Annotated in this window: 22 protein-coding genes and 1 rRNA gene; 15 read left to right on the top strand and 8 right to left on the bottom strand. The window is 53.4% G+C overall.

All coding sequences use genetic code 11. The annotated features are described in order from the left end of the window. The 4 genes from rrf to H6G07_RS09945 form a co-directional block, all read left to right on the top strand. A 5S ribosomal RNA gene (gene rrf, locus H6G07_RS27060) occupies nucleotides 1-94 on the top strand; the annotation flags it as partial. Between the two features lie 90 nt (nucleotides 95-184). Next, nucleotides 185-688, top strand: a complete 504-nt coding sequence (gene tsaE, locus H6G07_RS09955) for a tRNA (adenosine(37)-N6)-threonylcarbamoyltransferase complex ATPase subunit type 1 TsaE (RefSeq protein ID WP_073609681.1) — start codon at nucleotides 185-187, stop codon at nucleotides 686-688. Next, entirely contained in the window at nucleotides 663-1,121 is a 459-nt protein-coding gene (locus H6G07_RS09950; RefSeq protein ID WP_073609680.1) for an EVE domain-containing protein, read from the top strand. Before tsaE ends, H6G07_RS09950 begins: the two co-directional genes overlap by 26 nt. A gap of 82 nt (nucleotides 1,122-1,203) precedes the next feature. Beyond that, complete coding sequence (locus H6G07_RS09945; protein WP_244901944.1) at nucleotides 1,204-1,581, top strand: ExbD/TolR family protein; 378 nt, start codon at nucleotides 1,204-1,206, stop codon at nucleotides 1,579-1,581. A gap of 455 nt (nucleotides 1,582-2,036) precedes the next feature. On the opposite strand, the gene H6G07_RS09940 is transcribed toward H6G07_RS09945, so the two are convergent. The 4 genes from H6G07_RS09940 to H6G07_RS09925 form a co-directional block, all read right to left on the bottom strand. After that, a complete protein-coding gene (locus H6G07_RS09940) occupies nucleotides 2,037-3,524 on the bottom strand; it encodes a YcjF family protein (protein WP_073609678.1) in 1,488 nt (495 codons plus the stop codon). A 151-nt stretch (nucleotides 3,525-3,675) separates the two neighbouring features. Then, a complete protein-coding gene (gene rbp / locus H6G07_RS09935) occupies nucleotides 3,676-3,978 on the bottom strand; it encodes an RNA-binding regulator (RefSeq protein WP_073609677.1) in 303 nt (100 codons plus the stop codon). Nucleotides 3,979-4,315: 337 nt separating this feature from the next. After that, nucleotides 4,316-5,104: a hypothetical protein gene (locus H6G07_RS09930; RefSeq protein WP_073609676.1), complete on the bottom strand. Its 789-nt coding sequence runs from the start codon at nucleotides 5,102-5,104 to the stop codon at nucleotides 4,316-4,318. Nucleotides 5,105-5,929: 825 nt separating this feature from the next. Beyond that, the gene (locus H6G07_RS09925) at nucleotides 5,930-7,420 is read right to left on the bottom strand and encodes a leucyl aminopeptidase (RefSeq protein WP_073609675.1); all 1,491 of its coding nucleotides are present in this window, start codon (nucleotides 7,418-7,420) and stop codon (nucleotides 5,930-5,932) included. Nucleotides 7,421-7,626: 206 nt separating this feature from the next. On the opposite strand from H6G07_RS09925, the gene H6G07_RS09920 reads away from it, so the two are divergent. The 5 genes from H6G07_RS09920 (at nucleotide 7,627) to H6G07_RS09900 (ending at nucleotide 17,139) form a co-directional block, all read left to right on the top strand. Continuing rightward, complete coding sequence (locus tag H6G07_RS09920; protein WP_073609674.1) at nucleotides 7,627-9,837, top strand: lytic transglycosylase domain-containing protein; 2,211 nt, start codon at nucleotides 7,627-7,629, stop codon at nucleotides 9,835-9,837. 95 nt (nucleotides 9,838-9,932) lie between these two features. Further along, complete coding sequence (dacB, locus tag H6G07_RS09915) at nucleotides 9,933-11,351, top strand: D-alanyl-D-alanine carboxypeptidase/D-alanyl-D-alanine endopeptidase (RefSeq protein WP_171973053.1); 1,419 nt, start codon at nucleotides 9,933-9,935, stop codon at nucleotides 11,349-11,351. A 232-nt stretch (nucleotides 11,352-11,583) separates the two neighbouring features. Beyond that, nucleotides 11,584-13,149: a peptide ligase PGM1-related protein gene (locus H6G07_RS09910; protein ID WP_073609697.1), complete on the top strand. Its 1,566-nt coding sequence runs from the start codon at nucleotides 11,584-11,586 to the stop codon at nucleotides 13,147-13,149. A 558-nt stretch (nucleotides 13,150-13,707) separates the two neighbouring features. Next, nucleotides 13,708-15,426 carry an EAL domain-containing response regulator gene (locus H6G07_RS09905; RefSeq protein ID WP_073609672.1) on the top strand — a complete coding sequence of 573 codons (1,719 nt, stop codon included), beginning with the start codon at nucleotides 13,708-13,710 and terminating at the stop codon, nucleotides 15,424-15,426. Between the two features lie 63 nt (nucleotides 15,427-15,489). Further along, entirely contained in the window at nucleotides 15,490-17,139 is a 1,650-nt protein-coding gene (locus tag H6G07_RS09900; RefSeq protein ID WP_073609671.1) for an ATP-binding protein, read from the top strand. A gap of 256 nt (nucleotides 17,140-17,395) precedes the next feature. Here the strand turns inward: H6G07_RS09900 and H6G07_RS09895 are convergent, their stop codons facing one another. Together H6G07_RS09895 and H6G07_RS09890 are read right to left on the bottom strand one after the other, a co-directional pair. After that, nucleotides 17,396-18,352, bottom strand: coding sequence for an SPFH domain-containing protein (locus H6G07_RS09895; protein WP_073609670.1), 957 nt, complete (start codon nucleotides 18,350-18,352; stop codon nucleotides 17,396-17,398). Between the two features lie 59 nt (nucleotides 18,353-18,411). Beyond that, complete coding sequence (locus H6G07_RS09890) at nucleotides 18,412-18,837, bottom strand: NfeD family protein (RefSeq protein WP_073609669.1); 426 nt, start codon at nucleotides 18,835-18,837, stop codon at nucleotides 18,412-18,414. A gap of 213 nt (nucleotides 18,838-19,050) precedes the next feature. Between H6G07_RS09890 and H6G07_RS09885 the strand changes: the two genes are divergently transcribed. The 5 genes from H6G07_RS09885 to H6G07_RS09865 all read left to right on the top strand — a co-directional run bounded on the left by H6G07_RS09885 (nucleotide 19,051) and on the right by H6G07_RS09865 (nucleotide 23,608). Further along, on the top strand, nucleotides 19,051-20,841 hold the full coding sequence (locus H6G07_RS09885) for a protein phosphatase 2C domain-containing protein (protein ID WP_073609668.1): 1,791 nt from the start codon (nucleotides 19,051-19,053) through the stop codon (nucleotides 20,839-20,841). A 56-nt stretch (nucleotides 20,842-20,897) separates the two neighbouring features. Then, nucleotides 20,898-21,320, top strand: a complete 423-nt coding sequence (locus H6G07_RS09880; protein WP_190740704.1) for a hypothetical protein — start codon at nucleotides 20,898-20,900, stop codon at nucleotides 21,318-21,320. A gap of 70 nt (nucleotides 21,321-21,390) precedes the next feature. Continuing rightward, the gene (locus tag H6G07_RS09875; protein ID WP_073609666.1) at nucleotides 21,391-22,185 is read left to right on the top strand and encodes a YdcF family protein; all 795 of its coding nucleotides are present in this window, start codon (nucleotides 21,391-21,393) and stop codon (nucleotides 22,183-22,185) included. A 69-nt stretch (nucleotides 22,186-22,254) separates the two neighbouring features. Continuing rightward, nucleotides 22,255-23,151 carry an ROK family protein gene (locus tag H6G07_RS09870; protein WP_073609665.1) on the top strand — a complete coding sequence of 299 codons (897 nt, stop codon included), beginning with the start codon at nucleotides 22,255-22,257 and terminating at the stop codon, nucleotides 23,149-23,151. Between the two features lie 115 nt (nucleotides 23,152-23,266). Further along, nucleotides 23,267-23,608 (top strand): general stress protein, encoded by a 342-nt coding sequence (locus H6G07_RS09865; RefSeq protein ID WP_139297104.1) that lies wholly within the window; start codon nucleotides 23,267-23,269, stop codon nucleotides 23,606-23,608. A gap of 47 nt (nucleotides 23,609-23,655) precedes the next feature. Here H6G07_RS09865 and H6G07_RS09860 read toward each other — a convergent pair whose 3' ends face one another. Together H6G07_RS09860 and H6G07_RS09855 are read right to left on the bottom strand one after the other, a co-directional pair. Continuing rightward, entirely contained in the window at nucleotides 23,656-24,213 is a 558-nt protein-coding gene (locus tag H6G07_RS09860) for a hypothetical protein (RefSeq protein WP_073609663.1), read from the bottom strand. A gap of 208 nt (nucleotides 24,214-24,421) precedes the next feature. Then, the gene (locus tag H6G07_RS09855) at nucleotides 24,422-24,922 is read right to left on the bottom strand and encodes a DUF2199 domain-containing protein (RefSeq protein WP_073609662.1); all 501 of its coding nucleotides are present in this window, start codon (nucleotides 24,920-24,922) and stop codon (nucleotides 24,422-24,424) included. Nucleotides 24,923-25,591: 669 nt separating this feature from the next. Here H6G07_RS09855 and H6G07_RS09850 point away from each other — a divergent pair. Then, a complete protein-coding gene (locus tag H6G07_RS09850; RefSeq protein ID WP_073609661.1) occupies nucleotides 25,592-25,972 on the top strand; it encodes a hypothetical protein in 381 nt (126 codons plus the stop codon). Nucleotides 25,973-26,020 lie beyond the last annotated feature (48 nt).

The raw sequence follows: 26,020 nt of genomic DNA, 5'->3' as shown, positions 1-26,020 counted from the left end.
CCCACTCTGACCCATCCCGAACTCAGTCGTGAAACGCAGCTGCGGCGAAGATAGTGAGGGGGTTGCCCCTTGTCAAAATAGCTCGATGCCAGGTCCTTATTGAAACCCCCAGCACTACTTCTAGAAGTGATGCTGGGGGTTTTGCTTTTGAGGTAGTGTTGGTTGAGTTGAGTTTTATAAATTGATGAGTAAGCTCTCTTCTTTTGTTGTTGATTTGTCAGATCCTAGGGCAACTCACGATCTCGGTTATAAGCTAGGACAATGTTGTTCTGGTGGAATGATATTGCTGCTGTTTGGAGATCTAGGCAGCGGAAAGACAACGTTCGTACAAGGGCTGGGAGCTGGTCTTGGAATTGTCGAGTCGATTAGTAGTCCCACCTTTACTCTGATCAATGAGTACTTAGAAGGGCGTATTCCTCTTTACCACGTAGATCTATATCGTCTGGAAATGAGTCAAGTAGACTCGCTGGAATTGGAGGAGAGTTACTATGGAGGGGAAACGCTTACGGGTGTATTAGCAATTGAGTGGGCAGAGCGTATGCGTAAACCTTCTCAGTCGGCTATATCCCTTAAATTCGAGTATGTTTCTACGGGTGGACGGCGAGCTACGCTGATGGCTTATGAGGATGTTCAGGTAGCTCTATTAAAGAAGGTGATTGGTGATGGCTTACTGGTTAATGAAGTCTGAACCTGATGTTTATAGCATTGAAGATTTGAAGCGCGATCGCACTGAGATTTGGGATGGAGTACGCAACTATCAGGCTCGTAACTTTCTTGCCAGTATAGCTTTGGGAGATCGGGCTTTTTTCTATCACTCAAACACTAAGCTTCCAGGAATTGTAGGCTTGATGGAAGTTGTAGAAACCAATGTAATTGATCCTAGTCAGTTTGACCCGGCAAGCAAGTATTACGATCCTAAGGCCTCTGAGGAAAAACCACGCTGGTCTACGGTAACAGTAGGTTATTTGGAAACGTTTACAACTCCTATTTCCTTAGAGGAACTTCGGCATATATTTTCTCCTGAAGAACTGTGGGTAGTGCGACCAGGGAATCGTCTATCTGTGATGCCGGTCGATAATACGGTGGCTGAAATACTGTTACAGAAAACCAAGTCTGCATAGCTCTTTTAGTTGGTTCTTCTAGAATGACTTCGTTTTACTCGAAATTTTAACTATGCATCTCCCTGAAGAGCCGGAAACGCCTGTGCAAATTAACATTGTGCCGATGATCGATGTGGTCTTTGCGGTGTTGGCGTTTTTTATTCTCTCTAGCTTGTTTTTGAGTCGCAATGAGGGGCTGCCGGTGATGCTGCCGGGGGCAGAAACAGCGGAAACTCAAGACCAGCGTCAGGTTGTGGTGTCCTTGAATGCGGCTGGTGAACTTTTTGTGGGCGATCGCGCAGTAACAGACAAGCAGCTTCTGGAGGCAATTCAAACCTTAGGTACGCTAACAGATGGCGGCCTTGTGGTGATTCAAGCAGACCAGTCAGTCAGTCATGGGCAGGTAGTAGCGATAATGGATCAGCTACGGACTTTGCCTGGAGTGCAGTTAGCGATCGCAACTGAAGGCACCCAACCTTAAGCACCTAAAGTAACATAGTGATAGTTAATTCTGCTGTGCCGTATTGCGAAATATCTAGATTCAATATTTTGTGAATCGTATTAAGCCCCAAGTCTAAAATGATGGTCAAAGCTGAGAATATGAATTTTGAGCTTTGAATTATGCTGCTACAACTCATGGCTCTGCCAGTGTGGTTGGTATCGCTAGTGCAGCCAGTGCTAGTGCCTCTGTGCTTTATAGTGGCTTGGGCTGTGATGGGGCTTACCTTTTGGCATTTAGTGGTAACTGTGCGAGATGGGGTAAACCAGGCGACAGTGATGCACAAAATTCCCTGTGCAGAGTGCTGCTACTTCACAAACGATTATCGACTGAAGTGCCCTATACATCCCAAAATTGCGCTATCGGAAGCTGCTATCGACTGCACTGACTTTGAGGACTCAGGGCTGAGGTAGAACCATGAGGCTCAATGGTTATCTTTAGATTGTTGGCACGATGCGGGCGACTGCCTCTTTGATGAACGCTTTCATAACAGCGTCACGCTGGTTGAGGCGAAACTGTTGTTCGACAACCGCGCCCATGCCGTTGTCTCCCCAGCTTTGATTGTGGCGAAAGTACTCTATAAAGCTTTTGCCGGCAATGCGGGTCAGGTAGGCACCGCTGGCACCTTTGAGCGCTCGCCCAGCGATTACAGTGGCTAAATTGGTTTGTAACCCTAGGGCCAGCAGGTCTACGGTACCCTTGACTAGCCCTAGTCCGGTGAGGGTTTTGGCTACTGATAAGGCCAGAGCTTTGCCTTCTTCTAGGCTGACTTCACAGCTATAGACTTGGCTAAGCTCAACAACCATTTGGGCGTTAATGGCAGCTGTGGCCAAAAAGTCAAGGCCAGGCAGGGGGGTAATGGCGATCGCCCCTGCCCCAAGCCATTGGTAGCGGTCGACAATGGCCTCGGCCTGGATCTGCCGTTGGTCATTGACCATCTGCCGAGCCGTTTCTCCGAGCTGTTGGGTTTGGAGCAACAGGTTATCGGCGATCAGGGTTTCACCTTCTTGACGGAGTAGGTCAGCGAGGCGTGTTTGTAGGGGTAAGAGATTGGGCTGCATTTGCAGCCACCCCCCGCCGACTTGGGGCAGTGGCTGAGGTAATGCCGCTACGGCAATGACATCGTTGAAGCTAAGGGGTGGCACAACACGCGATCGCAGCCGATCTAGCAGTGCTTCTAAGTCAGCTTCGACGTAGCGATCGGCCTTATTGAGCACTACAAGTACCCGCTTGCCTATAGCTATGAGCGTTTTTAAGACGGTATATTCTGCTTGCCGCAGATCGTCGTCAAGAACAAAGACAACCAGATCGGCTTCGGTTGCAGTTTTGCGAGCTTCTGCTTCTCGCTCTGTGCCAGCGATACCGACTTCTGCAATGCCGGGTGTATCAATAAGTTGAATGTTCTTGGAGCTGTTGGGTATAGTCCAGGCATAAGTGTGCTGAACTTGGGTCGTGCCCATTGCTGCGCCGACTTCACCGACGAATTGCCCTAAAAGGCCGTTGATCAGCGCTGTTTTTCCTGCTGACCCCACTCCAAAGACGGCAATGGTTAGGGGGCGGGTGTTTAGCTCTGCCTGTAGATCTGACGCTTTTTGCTGTAGAGCTTGGCGGGCCACCTGGTCTTGAATTTGTTCAACCTGGCGTTGCACCGCAAGTAGGTTGACTGTTGCTGCCTCTTCAGCATGGCGAGGAGCCTGAAGATGGCGACGGCGGCGAGGACGTAAAAAAGGCCACAGTCGATAGATAGCAGTCCCTAGCGCTGCTAGGCCAAGGGTTACGACTGCGCCCAACGTTGCCCGGGCCAGCAGGGGAGATATTAGTGCTAACAAGGTGTAGAGGCGCAGCAGCGAGTCGGCTAGCAACAGCAACGCGCCTAAGCTAACCAGTAGTCCTAGCGGAAAAAGTACCCATTGCCACCGTCCCATAGCTATCTGTTCAACCAACGGCAGTGGATGAAGAATAGCGTAAAACCACCGCTTAAAGCCTTCTATGATCAGGACTTTAACGGCCTTACCCTGTAGCCAATATGACTGTGCACAGAGCTACTTCAATCTGTGTCTGAGGTTTGGAATTGGCCTAGAGCGGGTTATGGGAGAACCGATTGCTGCGGTTGGGGCGATCGCCCCCATCGTTATCGGTGCGGGGACGGGCTTTGTTGACGCGCAACTCGCGACCTAGCCATTCGGCCCCATCTAGCTCGGTGATCGCCCGGTCTTCTTTGGCTTCGTCAGCCATATCGACAAAGGCAAAGCCGCGCTTGCGGCCGGTTTCGCGATCGATGGGCAGGCTAATGCGGGTGACCTCACCGTATTCAGCGAAAATACTTTTGATGTCGTCCTCAGAAGCCTGAAATGACAAGTTCCCAATGTAGATAGTCACGAGTCTCTCCGAACCAAAATGCCAAGGTGGTAGGTATTGCACCCATAGGTTAGGAAGCCAAACGCTTGATTCCTCGACTATTGGCACAATATTTTCTGTCATGATAGCCGATTAGTTTGTATAGAGCAGTAGCCCACCTCACACCTAGGTGATTTCTTGCAACTCGCCCCTAGAGCAGCAAGAAACTGTTCTAGGGGCGAGTGTCACCAGACTTATTTAGATGTCAACGTCCTATGACCTGCACCTGGTTTGCAGCTTTGTTGAAGACATTGATTGAGAGTCAATTCCTATCGGGCAAGACTGAATAGCGCTAGAGCACTCAGGGCTTGGCAAAGCCTTAATTAACCTGCTGACCGCTAGGCATTAAACTATGCTGAACAAAGTCTGCTGTCTCCAAGTAGAAATTCTTGGTTCCTCGAACAACCTGTAATGCTGACGACACTCCAGGAATATGGTCTAACCTGCCTGGATTAAGGTTACTGACGCTGCTTAGAGGCCAACCCAAGCTAGGAACAGCAGCTAGGGTAACTAAATTTGGATTGCGGTAGCGAATTTCATTCATGTACCCATCAAAATACATAGGGCCATAGTCTGGGTGATTCATGGGGCGATCAAAGGATGCTTCCATAAATTCCACAAGTTTGGGAATGGCGCGGCCTTGGCAAGTCCAAAAATGGGTTTCGCGAATGTTTTGTCGAACTTTAACTTGGGAGAAAAAGCGATCGGGCGTAGGGTTGAGGGTTGTCTTTTTGCCGTTAGCCATATCGTTGGAATAGGGCTGACAGCCAAAGTAAGCAAAATCCCAGCTGCGATCGGTGAGTTCCTCTAGGATCGCTGACTCTTGGCAGATTAAGCGTTGGCTAAGCACGCAGTCTTCTTGAAATAGTAGGAGCCGTTCAACATTGTCGTCAGCAGCTTGGCGAAGCAGTTCGTAGTTGCTCATGACGCAACCCCTCACACTGGCCTTGGGAAACTGACCCGCGTCATCGAACTTTAAACCCTGAAACCATTGCACTTTGTCTTCTATACCCAGGCGTCTGACTTGACGCTGAATACTTCTAAACCGTCGTTTTCGCTCTGGTAGATAAACGATCGCAATGCGGTCAAAATAATCGGTGAACTTCATGGGCTTATTCCAATGAGACAACACAAATAGACAGTGATGATACCTTTGAGGTCATTATTTAGGTTTCATCAAAAACAAAAATGGTTAAGGCGGTGTGCTCACTTTTAAAACCATGAGTGTATTCATCAAATCGATGAATAACATAGCTCATGCAATACTACAGCTAAAAATAAAAGGAATATACCTACCTTTGGGATGAAACCTTAGGTTCCTTAAAACGATTTTTTAGACTACTTTAAATATGTCTTCTCAGCCTGAAGTTTGCTTAGGGAAAAAACTAAGCACGGCTGTTCACTTAAAAGAATTGGTATTTAAAAAAGCCCTAAGTGATTGAGAAATCACAGAAGCCTAGGGCGCTAACATAGAGATAGGTAAAGAGTGAATCGCTCAGAATAGCAACAATTGATAATTGACAACTTGCTGCTGAAACGACAATAAATAGAAAGCTCTCAAATCTAATAGAGATGTAAAAACGATGCCCTGATTAACCGCTGCTTAAATACAATAGTGAACTTAGAACCCAACAGAGTTATGGCGAGGTCTATCTGATTTACTGTGTCTTAGCACAGTGCTTATTAAGTGTTTCTAGGCGCAGTAATCGCTTAGGATATCAGTGATTTTAGTATTTCAGGTTAGGCACTGCTTTGTGGCGGAGCGCGTGTGTGCTTAGGGTTAAGACGGGCTGAGGGACGGTTTGTTCCGCTCAGTTTACGCCTGTGGTCAATACATCAATAGATGAACAGACAACAATAACCCCGCGACCTTGATGATGCTTGCTCCTACCATCAAGGTCACGGGGTTATTGACTAACGCAGTTAGAGTTGTCTAGGCTTCTTGTCTAAGTACCCAGTGAACCAGGGTGCGCACCCCAAATCCCGTGCCGCCGGGGTTGTTGTAACCGCTTTCTTTCTCGGTCCAGACGGGGCCCGCTACGTCGAGGTGAACCCAGGGAGTAGAGGTGACAAACTGCTTCAGGAAGAGGGCGGCTGTGATTGACCCGCCGGGGCGAGGCCCGGTATTTTTCATGTCGGCCACAATGGACTTGAGCCCGTCGAAGTATTTTTCTTCCATGGGCAGACGCCAGAACTTTTCGCCAGCGGCTTCGGCGGCAGCGGCGATCGCCCCCGCTAGCTCATCATTTTCGCTAAACAGCCCGGCAATGTCGTCGCCTAGGGCAATGATGCAGGCTCCGGTGAGGGTGGCCAGGTCAACGATCGCATCAACGCCTAGCTTTTCGGCGAACACCAGGGCATCGGCCAGGGTGAGGCGGCCCTCAGCGTCGGTGTTGTTGACCTCAATGGTTTTGCCGTTAGAGGCGGTGAGAATATCGCCGGGGCGCATCGCTCGACCGCTGATCATGTTTTCAGCGGCGGCGCTGATGAAGTGGACTTCGGTATTGGGCTTGAGCTGGGCGATCGCTTTAGCGGCTCCGAGCATAGCGGCAGCGCCACCCATGTCAATTTTCATCATTTCGATGCCGCTGCCCGCACCCTTGATATTGAGACCGCCGGAGTCAAAAGTGAGGCCCTTACCAATAATGGCCAGCTTGCGAGCGGGTGTGCCGGCAGGCTTGTAGGTGAGGTGAATAAACTTGGCCGGTAGGTCAGAGGCTTTGGCTACCCCCAGATAGGCACCCATGCCCAGCGCTTCGCAGTCGGCTTGCTCTAAAATCTCTAGCTCTAGGCCGTGGGCTGTGGCGATGTCTTGGGCAGTTTGGGCCAGGGCTTCTGGGGTGACAATGTTAGCCGGGGCCGACACCAGTTCGCGGGCCAAGATAACGCCGTCACAGATCGCTTGGGCAGTTTGAAGGCTGCTTTCTTGCCCGGCTAAACCGAGCAGGTGAACCTGTTCAACCGGGGCTTTGCCGTTCTTGCCGTCTTTATCCTCAGACTTGAAGCGGTTGTCCTGGTGAAGGGCTAGGCTGACGCCTTCGGCTAGAGCCTGAGCTGTGAGGGCCGGATCGTCCTGCACGACGGGCATGCTCAGGCCGAGGGAGGCCGATTTTTCTTTTTTGGCGAGGCGGGCGGCGGCGGCGGCGGCGCGGCGCAACGTGTCGGCAGTCATGGCATTGCTAGACCCCAACCCAACTACCCCTAGCTTGCGAATGTTGCTCCCGCTGCCCACTCGGGTGATGGCGGTAGCTCCGTCTTTGCCGGTGAATTCAACGTCGTCGATTAGGTCTTGCAGCAGGCCAGAGACGCGGCTATTGAGTTCGGCCAGGGTGCCGGTTAGGGGCAGGGCGTCTTCGCTGAGGCCAATGATCAAGGCGTCGCCAGACCAGTCTAGAAGGGGGGTGTTAGAAGCGTGAAATTCCATTCAACCTTGGGGCTAGTATGCTCTGTTTACTATAAACCTTAGGCCGCCTCTGGCGGGGATAGAGCGAGCCAAGTCATCAATCCTGGATTGGCTAGGTAAGATATAACGGCATGGGTGAGCTAGGGAGAGATTTTACTTCGGCTTTCCCGCTGCGCCACGGGCTAACTTTTCGACTACAACCCTTATCTAGAGTGCATGGGCGTGCCATGGTGAAACGGTTAAAGGCGAAGCTGCCCCTGGTGGCGATCGCGGGGCTTGGGGCCCTGTCTCTGGGGATGGCCGCTGCCCTGGTGAATACGGTGTCGTCACCGGGCGACTCCACCACAATTTTAGAAGAGTCACTGCTGCCGGGCCTGGGGCGATCGCCGGTTTTAGATGCCGATGACCCAGTGCTGGCGCTCGCCCTACAGCCCGCAGAGCAGCGCCAGGCGGCGCTGGTGGCCTTGACCGATGGGAGAAATTTGCTCACCCAGAGTCGAGCCCGCTATCTGCTGGCGCTGGACTTGATTGCCCAAGATCGCGGCGGCAGCGCAATTCCCCTCTTAGAAGGGCTGGAGAAAGAGTACCCGGCGATGGCCCCCTACGTAGCGCTGGCGCTGGCCCAGGCTCAGCGGGCGGCGGGGCAGGCCGAGGCGGCCCAGCAAACCCAGCAGCGCCTGCTGCAAGAGTATGAGAAAAGCGGCGCGATCGCCCCGCTGCTCTTTGAGCTGGGCCAGCAAGATCCGGCCTACTGGGATCGTTTGGTGCAGCAGTTTCCCAACCACCCTAAGGCGGTGGAGGTGGCCCACCAGCGGCTGACCGCCGACCCCAACCGCGCCGATACCCTGCCGCTGCTGATGATTATGGCGCGAGCCGGGCTGCACCACCCCAGCGCGGGGGCGGCGCTGCTGCGGCTTAAGACAGAGTTCGCCAGCCAGCTCAGCCCGGAAGATTGGCAGACTGTAGGCTTTGGTTTTTGGCGGATCGACAGCTACGGCGATGCGGCGGTGGCCTATGCCCAGGCCCCGCCATCGCCTCGCAACCTGTATCGGGCGGCGCGAGGAGCTCAGGTAAGCGGTAATCGCGATCGCGCGATCGCCCTCTACAACCGCCTCGATCAGCAGTTTCCCGACGCATCTGAAACCGCCACTGGGCTGCTGCGCCTGGCCCAGAGCGTGCCTGACGAAGCAGCCCTCGGGGTGCTCGACCAGGTGGTCAACCGCTTCCCAGATCGGGCGGCGGAGGCGCTGCTAGAGCGGTCCAAAATTCTCGATAAGTTAAACAGCGCTGCATCGGCCCAGGGCACCCGCGAGCTGATTCTCAAGGAGTATAAAGACTCCAATGCGGCGGCCAACATTCGCCTACAAAACGCCCGAAATGCTGCCGAGCAGGGTGACCTGACCATGGCCTTGAGCTGGGGCGGTGATGTGCTCAAGTATAGCCCTGACAGCGATCTGGCTGCCGATGCCGGGTACTGGGTGGGTAAGTGGGGCTACCAGTTGGGCCAGCGCGATGTCGCCCAGAGTGCCTTAGAAAGCGTGATCGCCCGTCATCCCGAGTCGTACTATGCCTGGCGGTCGGCGGTGGCCCTGGGCTGGAACGTGGGGGATTTTCAATCGGTGCGATCGCAGACCCCAGCAGTGACCCCGCCTGCCCACCGCACCCCTCTACCCACGGGCTCTGACACGCTGCAAGAGCTTTACCTGCTGGGGCAAGATCAGCGGGCCTGGGAGCAGTGGCAGATAGAGTACACCAACTACCAAGACCCCACGCCGGAGGAGCAGTTTGTCGATGGGCTGATGCGTCTGGGCACCAACGACAACATCAACGGCATTTATCAGGTGTCGAGCCTCAGCCTGGCTGAAGATCCTAAAGACATTGAGGTGGTGCACGATCTTAAGCAGCGCCCTGACTTTTGGCATGGGGTCTATCCGATGCCCTACCGAGGTTTGATTACCACCTGGGCGGCAGAGCGGCAGCTCAATCCCCTGTTGGTGGCCGCACTCATGCGTCAGGAGTCGCGCTTTGAGGCCAAGATTCGTTCTGGCGTAGGGGCGGCGGGTCTAATGCAGGTGATGCCCGCCACCGCCGAGTGGATCAAGGGCCGGGCGGGGTTAGAGAGCTATGACCTCACCAACCCTGAGGACAATGTCAAGCTGGGCACCTGGTACCTCGACTACACCCATTCGGAGTATGACAACCACTCGCTGTTTGCAGTGGCTAGCTACAATGCCGGGCCGGGAGCGGTAGCGGGTTGGATCAACAAAGGTGGCTTTGTCGATGCCGACGACTTTGCCGAGAAAATTCCGTACCCCGAAACGAAGGGCTATGTGCAATCAGTCTTTGGTGGCTACTGGAACTATCTGCGGCTCTACGATCCGGCGATCGCTGCACAGGTCGAGACCCTGCAAAAGCGCCATCGCGGTTTTAGGGACTAGGTCTGAACGCTAAGGCAGGTTGGATGGGTTTGCGCATGGTGAAATCACGGGCTAAGTCTGTCGGTCTAGGATTGGCTCTTGGCTGGTTGGGGGCAATGCTTCCTGCTATTGAGGCCATAGCGGCTCTGTGCCCGGCCCAGCTGACGACTCAGCTAGACAGTGCCTTCAGCCAATCTCCCTTAGATAATGCTTACACGGGGATGGTGCTACAAACCCAGGGGCAAAATCGCCGCACGCTCTACAACCGCAACGGCGATCGCCTCTTTACGCCAGCGTCTAATATCAAACTGCTGACCACGGCGGCGGCGGCTCACCAACTGGGGGGCTACTACCGCCTGCGCACCTCCATCTATGGCACGCCTGACGAGGGGGGAAGCACCGCGCTGCGGGTGGTAGGACGGGGTGATCCCAGTTTGACAACGGCGCAACTCGATAATCTGGTTCAGCAATTGACCCAGTCTGGGGTGAATCAGGTCAGCCGCCTCACCATTGACGATTCCTATTTTCCAGGGTTTGCCACCAACCCCACCTGGGAGTGGGAAGACGCCCAGTTTGCCTACGCGGCTCCGGTTAACAGCCTGATTCTCAACCGCAATGCGATCGCCCTACAACTGTCCCCCACTCAGGTGGGCAGTCCGCTGGCGGTGGTGTGGCCCCAGCCCTTACCCGCTGGCCCGCTGCCGGTGGCAAACGATTCCACAACTGTGGCGGCTGGAGCACCCACCACACCCTTAGCTCTTTGGCGCACAGGGGATTCGCCTTCAATTCGACTGACGGGACAACTGACCCAGGGGAGCGGTTCTCAAACCCTGAATTTGTCAGTGCTGAACCCCGCCCAGCAGTTTGCGGCGGCGATGGAGCAGGCCCTCCGGCGGCAGTCGGTGGCGGTGGGGCAAACGGTGATTGTGCAAACCTCAGCCCCGATCGCAGACCCAGAATTGGCAGCGATCGAGTCGCCCTCCGTTCGAGAACTGATGGTTTTGGCCAACCGCGATAGCGACAACCTTTACGCCGAGGCTCTGTTTAAAACCATGGGGGTAACGGCGGGGGGAAATATCACCGAGGGGGATGATGTTGAGGAGGCGAGCCAAGCCGGGGGGGAGGCGGTCAAGGCAGCGCTGGCAGAAATTGGGGTAGATGCGTCAGCCCTGCGGCTGGCGGATGGTTCTGGGCTATCGCGGCACAACCTGGTGTCGCCGATCGCGCTAGTCGATACCCTACAGGTGATGACCACTCATCCCCAAGGCGACGTGTTTCGAGATTCGCTGGCGATCGCAGGCCAGAACGGTACCCTGGGCAATAGGCTGCGGGGCACCGCGCTAGAAAGGCGTTTGCAGGGAAAATCGGGAGCGCTGACCGGCAACGTAGCGCTGTCAGGCTACGTGCAGCCACCCAACTACGAGCCTCTGGTGTTTAGCATTGTGATCAACCACTCAAACCAGCACGCCAGCGTTCTGCGAGAGAAAATTGACCAACTACTGCTGCTGGTGGCGCAGCTTAGATCAGGCTGTTAACCCCTGACGGCAGGCGGTTGAGCGATCGCCCAGGGAACGGCAACCAGCACTTCGGCTCCTATACCTTAGTGGGGATAGCAAGGGCCAACGATTGGTGTGAAAATATTGATCTAGGGTGAGGAAACGCGCTAGTAGATGGGCCTGGGCAGGCTGGCAGGGGCTTTCGACTATACTCGTTTCATTGCAGACCTTTTATTTCAAAAACGATCGAGCGATCGCGAGGGTAGTCAGTATGGTGACGGCGAACGAGGCGGCTATGGCTACAGAACCGGCGCGCTTACAGGCTAGGCCCAGCTTTCAGCAACTACAGCAGACGCTGCGCGATCGCTGGTGTTCAACCGATGAATTTGACACCCAGGAGCGGCATGTGGTGGTGGTGCCCTCACTCAGCCTCGATCAGGAAGAGCTGCAAAAAATTGAGGGGGTGAACCACTACGAAGAGCGGCTGCTGTTTTCGCTGATTCGGCTGCGCAACCCCAACACGCACCTGGTCTACGTCACCTCACAGCCGCTGCATCCCAGCATTGTCGATTACTATCTAGAGCTGCTGCCGGGCATTCCCAGTTCCCACGCCCGCGATCGCCTCACCCTGCTGTCGGCCTACGACAGCTCAGGTAAGCCCCTCAGCCAAAAGCTGCTGGAGCGCCCCCGCCTGCTCAACCGCATTCGCAAGGCGATCAATCCCGATCGCGCCTACATGACCTGCTACAACTCCACCGTCTGGGAGCGCGATTTGTCTTTGGCCCTGGGGCTTCCCCTGTTGGCCCTCGACCCCGATCTCCTGCACTGGGGCACCAAAAGCGGCAGCCGCGAGATTTTTAGACGCTGTGGCATTCCCCACCCTATCGGCAGTGAGCTGGTGTTCGACGAATCCTCTCTAGCCCAAGTTACCGCCGAGGTGTGGGAGCAAGACCCCAACCTCAAGCGTATGGTGATCAAGCTCAACGAGGGCTTTTCGGGGGAAGGTAACGCGATTTTAGATCTGCGAGAATTGTCGGCTGTGGCTCCGGGAAGTGCGGGCCATGGCGATCGCGTTCGAGCTTTGACCGCAGCCTTCCACACCCTGAGCTTTCAGAGTGGTATCGAAACCTGGGAGCACTTTTCGGCCAAGATTCCGGTACTGGGGGCGATCGCCGAAGCCTTTGTGGAAGGCGATCACAAAGAATCCCCCAGCGTACAGGGCCGCATTACCCCCCTGGGCAAAGTCGAAATCCTCTCCACCCACGACCAGGAGCTGGGCGGTCCCGATGGGCAAATCTTCCTCGGCTGCTCTTTCCCAGCTCGGCCCGACTATCGCCTTGAGATTCAAGATATGGGGCAGCGCATCGGCGAAGAACTAGCCCGCCAAGGTGCCCTAGAGCGCTACGGTGTCGATTTCATCGCCGTCGCCAAGGGTGACCCCAAAGCCCCCCAGTGGGATCTCCAAGCAATTGAAATTAACCTGCGTAAAGGTGGCACGACCCATCCCCTCATGGCCATGAAAATGCTGACTGAGGGCCGCTTTCACCAAGCCGACGGGCTATTTTACACCAAGCAAGAACAGGTGCGTTACTACCGTGCCTCTGACAACCTGCAAAAACCTCAATACCGAGGTCTGCTGCCCAGCGATCTGATGGATATCATCGTCGCCAAGCAGCTACACTTCAACTCCATTAGCGGAGTAGGGGCGACCTTCCACCTCATGGGCTGTCTGTCGGAGTATGGCAAGGTAGGCCTCACCTGCATTGGCACCAGCCCCAACCACGCCCGCGAGATCTACGACCAGGTAGTGGCTGCCTTAGATGAATCTACAGCGTGATCAATGTTGTCAAAAGCTTGAGCTCGCTGCCACTTAGTGATGGACCGCGCTGTTGACAAAACATGGGGTTTAATATCTCGGTCGTGATCCAAATTATGTAATCAGTTCGAATTGGATGTCCAAGGGTGATAGTGGCATCTAAGGGAAGGGCTTGGCCTATGTTTGATGACTTTGGGCTTATGTCGACATCAGTGCGCCATACCCTCTACAAAGGCTTTTTGCCTTTAAATATTCTTAATATCATCAGTTGCATAACGAATAATCGGTCGTAGCTATAGGAGTTTGTCCTGAGCGACTGGGTACTCTAGGATTTGTCAGCAAGCTTATTGGATTAACACCCTCATTCATCAAAACATTAAAGTTTTGGTGTTCAGATCTGCTTCTGTTAGCTTATCGCGGTTCTGTTTAGAGCTTAGAACAGTTTAGTGTAACTAGGTGCAACGACAAAATTTTTATAGGATTCTTTGGCTCAATCAGCACGTTGTCCAATAGTGGCATAACCTGCAACTTTAACTTTCATTAGGAACCGTTGAAACGCGGTAAGGAGAAAATGCAACCATGGCAAAAATTCTAGTCATTGAAGATACTCAGGATCTTCGAGAAGGCATTGTCCAGTCTTTAAGCTGCCTCGGTTTTGAAGCACTTGGAGCGGAGAATGGTGAGGCTGGAATTCAACTGGCAAAAATGCATTTTCCAGACCTGATTGTGTGTGACATCATGATGCCAGAGATAGATGGCTATCAAGTCTATACAATCTTGCATCAAGATCCGGAAATGATGGTCATTCCCTTCATTTTCTTGTCGGCTAAGGCTGACAGATTAGATATTCGTAAAGGAATGAACTTGGGTGCAGACGACTATCTTGCTAAGCCGTTCACAACGGCTGAATTGGCAGAGGCAATTAACAGTCGGTTATACAAAAAAAATGCGATTGTTGATCCTTACATTGCAGAGATGAAGCATGCAACTGAGCAAATTAGCGCCTTAGCGTATCAGGATGCACTCACTAAGCTGCCCAACCGTATTCTGCTATATCAAAAATTTCAGCAAGCTCTATCAATAGCAAAACGTCGTCAACAAATGATGGCGATTTTGTGTATAAACCTACACCAGTTTAAAGCTGTCAACAATGCCTTTGGTTACTCAACGGGAGATTTGCTGCTTCAAGCTGTAGCTGAACGACTGCTCGAAATTGCAGGCCAAGAAAATGTAGTAGCTCGAATCAATGCTGATGTATTTACCATGGTTTTGGTTAACGCCTTAGACAGGAAGACCGTTGAGGATCAGGTCAAGGCCATCTTGAGTAGTCTTGCGAATCCTTACTGGCTCAACGATCATAAGATTTTGGTGCAGGCTAATATTGGCATTGCTCTCTATCCTGACGATCAGAGTGACTTTGGTAAGTTGTTAAGCCATGCCGAAATGGCTATGGGTTTTGCTAAGCAGTCTCGGAAAGATAGCTATCATTTCTATGAGGTAGAAATGGGAGCTAAGACGGAGCAAAATAGTTTAATAGAAAAGGGATTGAATGTTGCCCTGGAGCATTCTGAATTTCAGATACTCTACCAGCCTAAAATTAATTTGATTACTGGCCGCATCATGGGAGCCGAAGCTTTGCTGCGATGGCATCATCCTGAGTTGGGGATGATTGACCCAAATGTCTTTATTCCGATCGCAGAAAAAACAGGCCACATTGTTGAAATTGGTAATTGGGTTTTAGAAGCTGTTTGTGCTCAGACCAAGATATGGCAGGATCTGCACCCGATTCCCCTTAAAGTCTCTGTAAATCTATCAGCGTTTCAATTGAGGCAAGAAGACCTGGTACAAACTATTACGCAGATCTTAAGTCAAACCCAGCTTGATCCAAATTGTCTAGAGCTAGAGCTTACTGAAACTAGCTTAATGGATGACATAGAAGCTGCGATCGCCATCCTGGGAGAATTAAAGGCTGTAGGAATTAAGATCTCTCTTGATGATTTCGGTACGGGTTACTCATCCTTAAATTACCTTAAACGTCTACCGCTTGATATTTTGAAAATCGATCGCTCTTTTATCAATGATATTTTTCATGCTCCCCAAAATGCCACGATTGTTACAACAATAATTGCGATGGCTAGGGGCTTAAAATTGCGAGTTATTGCTGAGGGAGTAGAGACTCAAGAACAGTTTAATTTTTTGCGAGAGCAAGGTTGTCAGGCAATTCAGGGTTACTTATTCAGCCCAGCCGTTCCTGCGGAACAGTTTGAAGCCTTCCTGGCTGAGGATAAACGTTTATAGCAGGCTAAAACGTCCTTGATTTATTCATTTTGGCTTGTAATTTAAGACAAGAAGCAAGATTAAATGAGAATTGCTCCTCTTCCAGCTAACGAAGCAGAAAGACTAGAAGTTTTACATCGTTTGAGTATCCTCGATACTGCTCCTGAAGATATCTTTGATGATTTAACTCGCCTGGCTTCCCAAATTTGTAATACTCCGATCGCTCTGGTTAGCTTAATTGATGCCGATCGCCAGTGGTTCAAATCTAATGTTGGACTATCAGTGACTGAGACGCCTCGTGATATAGCCTTTTGCTCCCATGCCATTCTGCAACCAGTTCTATTTTCAGTGCCAGATGCATCCATTGATGAACGATTTGCTGATAACCCTTTAGTTGCTAGTGAGCCGCATATTCGATTTTATGCTGGTGCTCCATTAATCACTTCCGAGGGTGCTGCGATCGGTACTCTTTGCGTTCTGGATCAGGAGCCACGAAGGTTGAGTGCTGAGCAGACTGAGAGTTTGAAAATTATTAGCCGTCAAGTCGCAAGACAAATTGAACAACGGCGTGATTTAGCAAGCTTAGCCCAAATTAGTTTAGACATCCATCAGATTGGAGAAAAGCTACGCCTTAGCCAAGAACGGTTTGAATTGGCAACTCTTGGCTCTAGTGGGGGAATATGGGATTGGGATATGAAGACTAAAGAGGTCTTCTTTTCACCCCGTTGGAAGAACATTTTGGGCTATGCAGATCACGAAATTCCCAATTGCTTAGAAGAATGGTTTGAGCGATTACATCCTGAAGATGTTCAACGAGCACAAAATGCCCTGACCGCTTATCTGAAGCGTGAGATTTCGACCTATGACCTGGAATATCGCCTCCAGCATAAAGATGGAACATACCGCTGGATTTTATCTCGATCGGTTGCCCTCTGGGATGACCAGGGCAAACCATATCGAATGGCTGGTTCCCACCTTGATATCACGGATCGTAAACAGGCAGAGGAGATTGTTGAAAAAGCGCTGCAAAAAGAACGAGAGCTAAGCGAACTAAAAACTCGCTTTATTTCCATGGCATCCCACGAATTTCGTACTCCTTTGACTAGCATTGTTCTCTATTCTGAACTTCTAAAGAACTATAGTCATACCTGGGACAAAAAGGAGAAAGATGAAGCTTTTCAGCGAATTCAAGACGCGGTTCAAACCATGACCGAACTCATGGATGGAGTTTTAGCTGTTGGTCAGGTTGAGGAAGCTAAACAATCATTTAAGCCTACTTTACTTGATTTCTCGTATCTAATTCAAGATGTAATCGATCAAATAAAGCTTATTTCTCAAACTCGGTGCAACATCTCTTTTGATGCTTATCCAGAAAAGATTAATGTTGTTTTGGACGAAATGATTGCCCGACAAATTTTGACTAATTTAATCTTTAATGCAGTTAAATATTCTCTCGATGGAGGGGATGTAAGAGTTTCATGCCGTCATCAAGAAAGTAGCCTAATGCTGAAAATTCAGGATCAGGGTATTGGGATTCCAAAAGAGAACCAGGAGGACATATTTGAGCCTTTTTATCGAGCGAAAAATGTTGATTATATTGCCGGAACTGGCTTGGGCTTAGCCATTGTGAAGCAGGGCGTTCAGGCTCATCAGGGCACCATTTCTGTGGAAAGCGAGATTGGCAAGGGAACAACATTCATCATCACATTACCCTGCGATACCGAGGATCTGTAGTAAACCTAGTTCAGAACAAAACAAAATCTCTAGGGTGTCGTTGATGATTTAAGCTGCATCAGCGATAGTACTTCGTTAATGCAGCTCAAATTAACATGCATCGCTAAGGCTTGGCTTTTGGCTAGCGTAGAACATCTAGGTTCTGCCGGCTTTCGAAGGGGGTAACGCTCTACCACTTCGCAGGGCTGAGATGTGATTGGATTGCTCACAGCACCTTCGAGTGTCGCCGTATTTAGATCCGTGCAGCTCAGCTTGCCTAAGACTGCCCTTCGCCGACGATCGCCCGCATGCTCTCTAGCGTTGCCGGAATGCTGCGGGGATCCATAAACATCACCTTGCTGCTGTCGCTGCTGCCAATCTTTAATCCCATCTCCATGTAATGCTGGGCAATGATAAATTGCAGCGCTTCGCGAGTGCCGGGGTCGATGGCAAGGGTTTTGGCGATTACCTGCATGGCTTCAGCTGTGCCCTTGGCTTGGAGTAGCTGCTCTTGGCGCAGCGCCTCGGCTCGCAACACAATGGTTTTTTGCTGGGCTTCGGCATCTAAAAGGGCGGCCTTTTGGCGAGCTTCGGCATCTAACACCGACGACTCGGCCCGGCCTTTAGCCGAGTTGACCGCCGCTTCGCGCTCCCCTTCGGAGGTCAGCACGGCGGCCCGCTTTTTGCGCTCAGCGGCCATCTGTAGCTCCATCGATTCCTGCACCGCCTTAGAGGGCACAATATCGCGCAGTTCGACCCGCGTCACCTTTACGCCCCAGGGATCGGTGGAAATGTCCAGCTCGCGCAGCAGAATTTCGTTGATTTCGGAGCGGGCGGTAAAGGTTTGATCGAGTTCGAGCTGGCCCATTTCAGCGCGAATTTGGGTGAGCACCAGGTTGACCATCGCCGATTGCAGGTTTTCGACCTTGTAGTAGGCCTTCTCCATATCCACGATGCGCCAGTACACCACCGCATCTACCGTGATCGAAACGTTGTCGCGGGTGATGCACTGCTGGGGCGGAATATCGAGTACGCGCTCGCGGATGGTCTGCCTGAATACCACCTTGTCGAGAAATGGAATTAAAAAGTTGAGGCCAGGGGTGAGCTTTTTGCCGTTGTATTTGCCCAGGGTTTCGACCAGGGCCTCGTCGCTTTGGTTGATAATTTTGACAGAGCTGGCGGCGATCGACCCACCAAAAATCAGCACAATCAGAAAACTAAAAAAGCCGCCCATAGATATAATTCCTCAACTAGTTTGCGGTAGCGGTTGTCAACCCTTTGGGGCTCGCCCACCTAAGCTCTCAGCGCGCTTTCCGGGATGACATAGAGAGTATTGCCCTTGCGCCTAACTACCACCACCGGCTGATCGGCCCCAATGGTGATAGTTTCGTCGTCGCAGCGAGCTTGCCAGGAGTTGCCCTCGTAGATCACCCGTCCGGTTTGGCCGGGGGCGATCGCGGTTAACGTTCGGGCTTCGGTTGACTCTTGCAGACTGTAGGGGGTGCGCTTGGGCACAAACCGCAGCAGCAGGAAGACAAACAATAGAGACAGCGTTACCCAAGCCACAATTTGAACGCTGAGGGAGGGCACACCCAGAGCTATAAAGGCCACGATAAAAGCGCTCAAACCCAGGGTGGACTCCACAAAGCCCGTGGGCAGAAATAACTCCATGAGGCAGAAAACGGCCCCCAGAATGGCCCAAAACAGAGGGTAGTTCATAGCAGCCCACAAGAAACGTTAAGGCTAAAAGAAAATGATCCCAATTTAGGCCTCCGTCGAGATTACTGATCCACGAAACCCAACCCAGGTTACCCTTCTGAATGTCTCGCTATCCTCTAGGATTAATCTATCTTTAGCCTCAGGCCTTTTGGGGCTTAATTACGTTGTTTTAATAGACTCTCTGCCGCGTGCCTGTATCCGCCCGTAAACGCTATGAACCGTGTTGAGCGCCGCCCCTCCCGCTATAAACCTTATCTCTGGGTGATCGGCACTGATATTGAAACCTTGCCGGTTGATGAGCTAGTGGGCCAGCGCTATCGAATAGTGGGCCCGCGCATTTGGCTCGATACCCAGCCTGACCAGCGACCTAGTGCCCCCGATACCTTTCCTGGAGAAGCACTGCCTTACCTTAAGTCGCACCCCCGTCGGCTGCATGTGCCAGGGCTCTATGGTGTGCTAGAGCGTACTGGGGCACCGCCGATTTTGCTGTTGGAGAATGCCCCAATCCATCCCCAGGCGGGGGAGCTGCTGCCGGAGCTGGCGGTGGGGTTGTTTAGCGCGCTGCCCCTGCGCCAGGCCAACTGGCTGTGGCAGCTGTGGGAGCTGTGGGGCACGCTGGGCGAGCTGGGCTTGGCCAGGAGTTTGCTAGAACCCGGTAACCTGCGGGTAGATGGCTGGCGGTTGCGTCTGGTAGAACTGTGGCCCGATGGAGAGCCGCCGACTCTATCGGATTTGGTGGAGCTGTGGCGATCGCTCCTGTCGCCCCTACACCTATCTGTGTCTGAGCCGCTGCGATCGCTCGTCAATCGCCTCGACGCCGATCTCCTTGACCTCGATACCGTAGCGCTTGAACTCAACCAAATTTTGCTGAGCCAGGCGGCTCTAGTGCCCACCCGGATTGCCCTGTCTGGAGCCACAGCCCAGGGGCCAACGCAGCCCCGCAACGAAGATGCCTGCTGGCCCCTGGGCACCCAGAGCGAAGCTGCCCCCATGCAGGTGGCGATGGTGTGCGACGGGGTGGGCGGCCACGACGGCGGTGAAGTGGCCAGCCAGCTAGCGGTGCAGGCGCTGCAAATTCAGCTGCAAGCACTGCTGGCCGAAGCCCAAAATGAGCTGCGGGGTCTGCCGCCCCAGGTCGTCGTTCAGCAGCTTGAAGCGGTGATTCGCATCGTCAACGAGCTGATCAGTTTTCAAAACGACAACCACGGCTGGGCCGGTCGTCAGCGCATGGGCACCACCCTGGTGATGGCGGTGGTCATTCCCCAGCGGGTGCAGACCGACGATGGCTGGGGACGGGTGAATGAAGTGTACCTGGCCCATGTCGGCGACAGCCGCGCCTACTGGATTACTCCCGACTACTGCCACCCGCTCACGGTTGACGATGACATTGCCGGACGCGAGGTGATCGCCTGTCGCCAGACCTGGCCCCACGCCCTAGAGCGCAGCGATGCCGGAGCGCTCACCCAGGCCCTCGGCACCCGCAGTGGCGACCATCTCCAGCCCCACATTCAGCGGTTTGTGTTCGACGAAACGGGAATTCTGCTGCTCTGCTCGGATGGTCTCAGCGACAACTACCGCATCGAAGATGCCTGGGCCAACTACATCGGCCTGATCATTAAAGATATTGTCACCCTCGACTCGGCGGTGGCCTCCTGGATTGAGCTGGCTAACCAAAAAAATGGCCACGACAACACCGCCGTTGTGCTGATGCAGCATAAGCTTCTGGTTCCTACCCAAGCGGGGCAAAACATTCCGATTGGAGCCGATGCCCAACGGGATTCAGCTATCCCCGCTGGGGCCAAGCTCTACGGTGAAAACCTGTCCCAGGACGAGTTTGTATCCACCCCGGCGGAACGCAAACCGCCGCGAGGGGTGCCCCGCTGGGTGCTGGCGGTGTCGGGTTCTGCCCTGCTGCTGGGGCTGCTGGGCTGGTGGCTGGTGGCCAGTCGATCGCCGGAGCCGCCGGAGCCGCAGAGGACGCCGCCTGTGGCTCCAGCGCCTTAGGGGGGGTGGATGGGTGGATGGGCAGATGGGTTAGGGGGTGGGTGGGTAGGCGGGCTATGGGGAGTTTGACGGATACCTGGACGAATGCTTGGGGAGATGCGGCTCAGTCGGCACTGCTGAGGCCGGTGCAGGGCTGGTTGGTGGAGCATCCGTTGATGGGCTGGTTGGTGGGGCACCCGCTGGTGGCGCTGGTGCTGGTTGTGGTGGGTCTGCTGTTGTTTGCGGGGTTGTGGAGTGCGATCGCCCGCCTCACCGAAGGCTTTTGGCTATCCCTCGTCAAGCTGCCGTTTCGGCTTGGCGGCTGGATAGTTGGGGCGGTGTCTGGGCTATTGGTGCGGCAGTGGGCCAAGCCGCCGAAGCTAGCCGCTGGGGACGAGCGGTTGAGTGAGATTATGGGCCGGTTAGAAACTCTGCAAACGGAGCAGGAGCAGCTATTAGAAGAGCTGCGGGAGCTGTTGGGGAAGCGGAGTGAAGGGTAGCACGAGGAGCTATCCTGGTTTGCCCGATAGGGCTCGAAGATTTAGGTGGGCGTGAGGGAATAGGGCGGGAATGTTTTTGTTTTTGTCGAAGCTGCTGCCGCTGCTGATCTATCCGCTGGGATTGGCCTGTGTGCTGCTGGTGGTGGCGCTGATCTGTATCCAGCGACGGCCCAAGTGGGCAGCGGGGGCGATCGCCCTCGCCCTCGCCCTACTGCTAATCAGCAGCAATAGCTGGGTATCGACGGCGATAATCCGCTCGCTGGAGTGGCGCTACCAGGACACGGTAAACTTGCCCGAGGCAGAGGCGATCGTGGTGCTGGGGGGCGCGATTAAGCCCAAGTTTCCGCCTCGACCCTGGATTGATGTGGCTGAAGAGGGCGATCGCGTGCTGCACGGGGCGCGGCTTTATCTAGAGGGCAAAGCACCGCTGCTGGTGTTCAGCGGCGGGCGCATTACCTGGAGCCAGGGGCAGAGTCGTTCTGAGGCTGCCGATATGGCGGAGCTAGCCGAGGCGTTAGGGGTGCCCCCCAGCGCCATGCTGATTGAACCCGACTCGCTCAACACCTTTGAGAATGCGGCTTACACTCAGGTATTGCTGGCTAATCTTGGCATTGAGCGCATTTTGCTGGTGACCTCAGCGATGCACATGCCGCGTTCCCTGGCGATTTTCAAAAAGCAGGGGTTTGAGGCCATACCAGCACCGACCGATTTTCACGTAGCTCAAGACCCCGCTGACCCAGGGCTAACTACTTGGCAGGGCCGCACCCTCAGTCTGGTGCCCCAAACTGATAACCTACACTACCTCACCCGCGCCCTTAAGGAATACATTGGCATGGCCATCTATCGGCTTAAGGGCTGGCTTTAGGCGCAAAAATAAACCTCAGACAATCTGGGACAATGACCCTGGCATGATTTTGCAAGGTTGGGGTTAGTCATGGGCACGACAGAGCGGCAGATGATCGGCGTTGATTTGGGCGGATCTGCAATCAAGCTGGGGCGCTTTACCCAGTTGGGGCAGTGTCTGGCCGAATTTGCTGTGCCCACGCCTCAGCCCTCGACACCAGAGTTGGTGATTGCGGCAATCGCCGATGCGATCGCATCCCTCGACCCCAACCGCGAAGCAGTCGCCATTGGCGTGGGCACCCCCGGCCCCGCCGATGCCGCTGGCCGGATTGCCCGCGTCGCCATCAATTTAGCTGGATGGCACGATGTGCCGATCGCCGATGTGCTGGAAGCAAAGACGGGGCGATCGGTCACGGTGGCCAACGATGCCAACTGTGCCGGTCTGGGGGAAGCCTGGCTGGGGGCCGGGCGCAACTTTAAGGATGTGCTGACCCTTACCCTGGGCACGGGGGTCGGTGGCGCGATCATTCTCGACGGCAAGCTGTTTGTGGGCCGCAACGGCACTGCTGGGGAACTGGGGCTAATTACCCTCAACCCTGAGGGACCACCCTGCAACAGCGGCAACCGAGGATCGCTGGAGCAGCACTGCTCGGTGCAAGCAATTCGGCGAGAGACGGGATTGACCCCAGCGTCGCTGTTTGACCGGGCCAAGGCGGGGGATGAGGATGCGATCGCCTTTTGGCAAACCTACGGTCGCTGGCTAGGCGCGGGCATCGCCAGCCTGGTCTACGTGCTGACCCCAGAAGCGGTGATTCTTGGCGGCGGCATTAGCGCGGCGGCGGCGCTATTTTTGCCAATGACCCTAGCGGAGCTAGAGACTCGCGTGTTGCTCAGCTCTCGCGAGGGGATGCAGGTGTTGGTGGCGGAGTTGGGCAATCAGGCGGGTATGGCCGGAGCGGCTCGCCTAGCGTTTCAGCAGTATGGCTAGATGCATTTCCCTGTTCTACCGCAAGGGCTAAAGTCTAGCCCTTGGGTATCTCTTATCTCTAGTCACCGAGCGAGGTGACCAAGCGTTTGGTTAGCAACGATGGAGTAGCTAAGCTGTGGTAGGTGCCATGGACTTTGCCGGTTGCAATCCTCACCGGAAGAAATTTTTATGGGAACGACTGATAGTCAATCTACTCGACACAGCCGTGCCGTTGGCCTTGTTTTCGACTCGGCAGGAGGCTGAGCAAGCTCTGCATCAACTACGTGATTCAGGCTTTCACGTGGGCCGCGTTTCAGCGGTGGCCAAATCTGGAGAAGGGTTGAGCGTTCTAACCCCTGATAGAGACTTCGACCCTGATAAGACCAAGCCTGAGCGGGCTCAAGACGGTGCCGGTGCTGGTGCAATGGCCGGTGCTGCCGTTAATAACTCCTGTGCGCACGATCGCAGTGTGAGCTAGCTCTGGCCGTACGCTCATATTGATAGCTTGAAAACCGTGCATGGATTTCAACTATGCCCATGCAGCAGTGGCTTTCGCTCTGAGAGTGGTTCAGCCTGACTGAGGGGAGTTAGCACAAACAGGTAGTTAGGTTTAGTCGACTCTTCAAGCTCTTCTTCAGTACATCCAACAAGGCTGTAAATACTCACTATGTATTCGCCGGGGGGAACATCGAGCAGCGCTCCTGGTTCCTCGTTAGGGTCGAAGTCAGGGGAAGGCCGGAGATTACCATAGCCTTCGATCGCCAGTTTTCCAGAGGGTAGATTGAGATAGGCACGTTGTACGTGGGGGTAGATATCCACAGCCTCACGCTCTTGATCGTTCAAAGGGTCTCCTATGGCCACTTCAAGGGCCATCTCGTCGTCTTGACGCAGTTCATAAGCGACTAGAAGACCTTTCTCTGTGACCTCAAAAAGCTCAGAGTTAATGTCGCTGTTACCATACCCTTCGAGAATGGAGGGGTTGATGGCTTTTATGGCTGCCTGACTTTGATCGTCATACAGAAAAACGACGAGGCCATCGTTGTAGAACTGGGCCGTTAGGGAGTCAGGGCGAACTGTTTTCATAGCACCTGGATCGTGAGATGAAGAAGTATAGATAGCTGTAGCTTCTTCAAAGATGCCCAGATGGCATCCTTAATTAAAAAGACTTCAAAGCGCGTAAGAGGTGGCTGGCGATTGGTAAAGTGCGTGAGGTGGGTGATTAAGGAGTTGTTGGGTTGATGAAGGAAACCCAACCTACGGGCTACATTTTACTGGTGCAGTTCTATATGCCTTAGCGGGTGACAACTGGTGCGACAAATCTTTCGATATCATGTAGTGAAATACCTTGTTGTTGGGCCTCTCCAAGGGGATGCTTCTGATCTAAGACAACAAACAGTGGGCGCTGATTGTTTGCTTGCAAATGAATAGCAATCATCAGTTGATCACTGTTTGGATATGCACCAATGCCTCCAGACAACACACCAGATAGAGACCTGAAGTTATCTGTGGATGGGACATTCCATTGCGTGCGATAGTAGTCAAATGCTTCCTTATCAACTTGAGCCCAAACGCCCCATCGAAACGAGTCAACAAGCTCATGGACAGGAAGCATGAGCACACCGCGAATATAGAACTCGGTATCATCGATAATACACAAATCCTCATTCATACGGATTCGCTGATGACGTTCATTGGCAGGAACCTTAAAGACATCAGCGGGGTGCTGATAGGCCAAATCCATTAAAAGATTGTCGTGATACTGACCGCACACGCTACAGCGGAATGGAATCATAATTCCCAACCTTATGTAAACCTCTCGATCGAGGCGTGATTACAACAGAGAAAAATGCCTAAAGTGGCTATAGGTGGTCTTTGCCCTCGAGGGTAACTGCCTCGACACTTTTACTTTATCGACCTATCGGTAATAGACTCTACGCCACACTCGGCTTGGCAACTATGGTGCCCTTAATAGATAGATCAATCCCCTGTTTTCGCTGGGCTACTGCGACCAAATCGCCTGGTCACCACCCATCCCCACTGGCCGCATTGGCGAATATATCAGCGTCATAACCCGCAGACGAGGGGTTATAAGGCCCTAGCGCTTTTGTAGGTTAACCGAGCACCAGCGATATCTGTAGAGTGATGGCTTCAACGGTAGGGCCATTGCTGAGCTTCGCAACAGCATTGTCGCGATCGCAAACTCAACGCGATCGCCTCACAACCCTATTGCCTTCGCCGCAACTAAATTGTTGTCTCCTGCAACGCTATTGTCACCGGTCACAACGCCGTTGTTTTTAGCTGCAATAGCGTTGCGATCGCCTCCAGAGCCGTTTTTCACCGCCACAATTGGCTTTCTCTCTGAGCAAATTCCCTACCAACTGGGCATTGTGAATCTAAGGCAAGACAGCGCGAGGCTACCTGGTGCGTTTTACCCCATTTTCACTAATCCACCTCAGTCGCCATGACCGATACGACTCGTCGCCTTGCGCCCAAGCGCATTGCCCAAGATATTCAAGCCTTAGACAGTCTGAAAGTGATCGCCAACTATGTGCCCATGCGGCCAGAGGCATCGCATCAAACCTTGCAGCAAGCCTACCGGGCCATGCGGCAGAGCCAGCAAGACGAAGTTGTGATGGAAGCAAGATTTAAGGCTACCCGCGATCGCGCCCGCGCGGCCGAGTGGGAATTTCACAACGCCGTTTTGGCCATGAAGCAGTCAGTTGTCGGTCAGTTTGGGCCAAACAGTGACGAGATTCAGGCCATTGGCTACACAAGAACGTCTATGCGCAAGCGATCGTCCCGCAAAAAAACTTTGGCAACAGGCGAAGACCTATCTCAGTAGCCTTGGGGCAAGAACAGGTAAACTTTGAGCAATGCAGTATCTCTGTAG

It is taken from the genome of Phormidium tenue FACHB-1052 (assembly GCF_014696675.1).
Classification (GTDB): Bacteria; Cyanobacteriota; Cyanobacteriia; order Phormidesmidales; family Phormidesmidaceae; genus Nodosilinea; species Nodosilinea tenuis_A.
The sequence above is the reverse complement of the archived record's forward strand: the minus strand, read 5'-3'. Positions and strand labels throughout refer to the sequence as shown.